Below are 1,508 nucleotides of genomic sequence, written 5' to 3' on the forward strand. Positions count from 1 at the left end.
GATATCGACGCTAAGTGGACAAAAAAGAATAATCAAAGCTACTTTGGCTACAAGAATCACATTAATATTGACGTAGACTATGGCTTTATTCGCCAATACATCATCACGGATGCTTCTGTCCATGATAGTCAAGCCTTGACACGCTTTTTAGATGACCTCAATGCCGGAAAAGGAGTCTGGGCGGATAGTGCCTACCGCTCTGCCGGAATCGAATGGCTCTTATCATTCTTAAACTGGACAAGTCATATTCATGAACGCCCTTATCGCAATCGTCCCCTGAGTGAAGAACAGAAGGAAAAGAATACAGATCGCTCTAAAACTCGCAGTCACGTTGAGCATGTCTTTGGTGCGTGGGTCATGCAACTGGGCGGAAAGACGTTAAGGTCTATCGGTTTAGGTCGTGCTGCAGTCAACTTGGGCCTGAAGAACTTAACTTATAACTGGGCACCTCGAAAAATACAAATCTTATTGAGAATGGGCACGAGACTCCAATGGTTCCAGGCTCTTCAGATTCGCAATAAGGCAATTAATCGAGGTGCCCAACTTTATGCGCTTCATCTTCTGGGAAACACGAGAACCTGTTCTGAATTAAACGGTTTTAATCAAGACAATAAGACGACGCTAGTAGATTCATTTTAATCACGACTGACACAGTGCGATAGAAGGGTTATTTCTGTCTCACTGTGTTCTTTTTTGATGCGGCAATTCTCTGGATACTCAATTAATCGAGGTGCCCTCAAATCAATGCGGATTTAATGCAGTTATGGCCATAAAACGGTGGACGGTGGAGGCCGTCAACGCCCGGTTAAAGGCGGGCCGAGTGGGGGTTCAAGTGTTGCAGGTGGGAAATCGTCTACGCCTACAGGCCACCTTGCCCCCTAAGCCAGGGTCAGGCCGCGACCGTCCCTATCAGCAACAAATCGCCCTGGGTATCTACGCCAACCCGGACGGATTGCAGGAGGCCGAGACTAAGGCCAGGGAGCTTGGGGTGCTTTTGGCTCGTGGGTCGTTTAGTTGGATTGGTTCTGGGCTAGGCGGCACCTGTGGAGATTGAGACCGATACAAGGCTCACATTCTGAAGAACCGAGAGCAGGTGACGGATCAGGTATGGCGGGAGGACTTTTGGAACCCAGCGTTAAAGTGGTTACCCCAGGATGCCCCGCTGACGCCGGAGGCTAAGCTGATATGCATTTAAATTGCATTGACTGTGTTTCCTTTATTTTTGATCTTGCGATCCCAGTTGATGACAAGCTGCCCTTCGTTCAATAGGTTATGAACAAGCGCTTCTAAATCCTCAATCGACTCAAATAGACGATTGGCAATGAATTCCTTTGCAGAGTGCCAAACTAACTCGATTAAATTATAGTCCGGACTGTAGGGTGGCAGAAATTCTAAAACAATGTTGGGCATCTCCTTCGCTATCTTCTCTAGAATCTCTGCCTTTTTATGAATACTTGCATTGTCTAAAATGATAAGAATCTTAGGGCCATCCTGCTCAAAGTCTTCAA

3 protein-coding genes are annotated in these 1,508 nt (G+C 46.8%); 2 read left to right on the forward strand and 1 reads right to left on the reverse strand.

Annotated features, from left to right (window positions below; all coding sequences use genetic code 11):
• Both H6G62_RS27220 and H6G62_RS27225 read left to right on the forward strand, forming a co-directional pair.
• Nucleotides 1-639, forward strand: a 639-nt coding sequence (locus H6G62_RS27220) for a transposase (RefSeq protein ID WP_190500965.1), incomplete at its 5' end; no start/stop codon positions are given.
• Nucleotides 640-763: 124 nt separating this feature from the next.
• On the forward strand, nt 764-1,054 hold the full coding sequence (locus H6G62_RS27225; RefSeq protein ID WP_190500967.1) for a hypothetical protein: 291 nt from the start codon (nt 764-766) through the stop codon (nt 1,052-1,054).
• Between the two features lie 137 nt (nt 1,055-1,191).
• Here H6G62_RS27225 and H6G62_RS27230 read toward each other — a convergent pair.
• The coding region (locus H6G62_RS27230) for a transposase (protein ID WP_190496501.1) at nt 1,192-1,508 on the reverse strand (317 nt) is incomplete at its 5' end.

This window comes from Phormidium sp. FACHB-1136 (assembly GCF_014697375.1).
GTDB lineage: Bacteria > Cyanobacteriota > Cyanobacteriia > Phormidesmidales > Phormidesmidaceae > Nodosilinea.

Coding starts and splice junctions, on each gene's coding strand:
- H6G62_RS27225 (WP_190500967.1), top strand. CDS start 764: ATGGCCATAAAACGGTGGACGGTGGAGGCCGTCAACGCCCGGTTAAAG.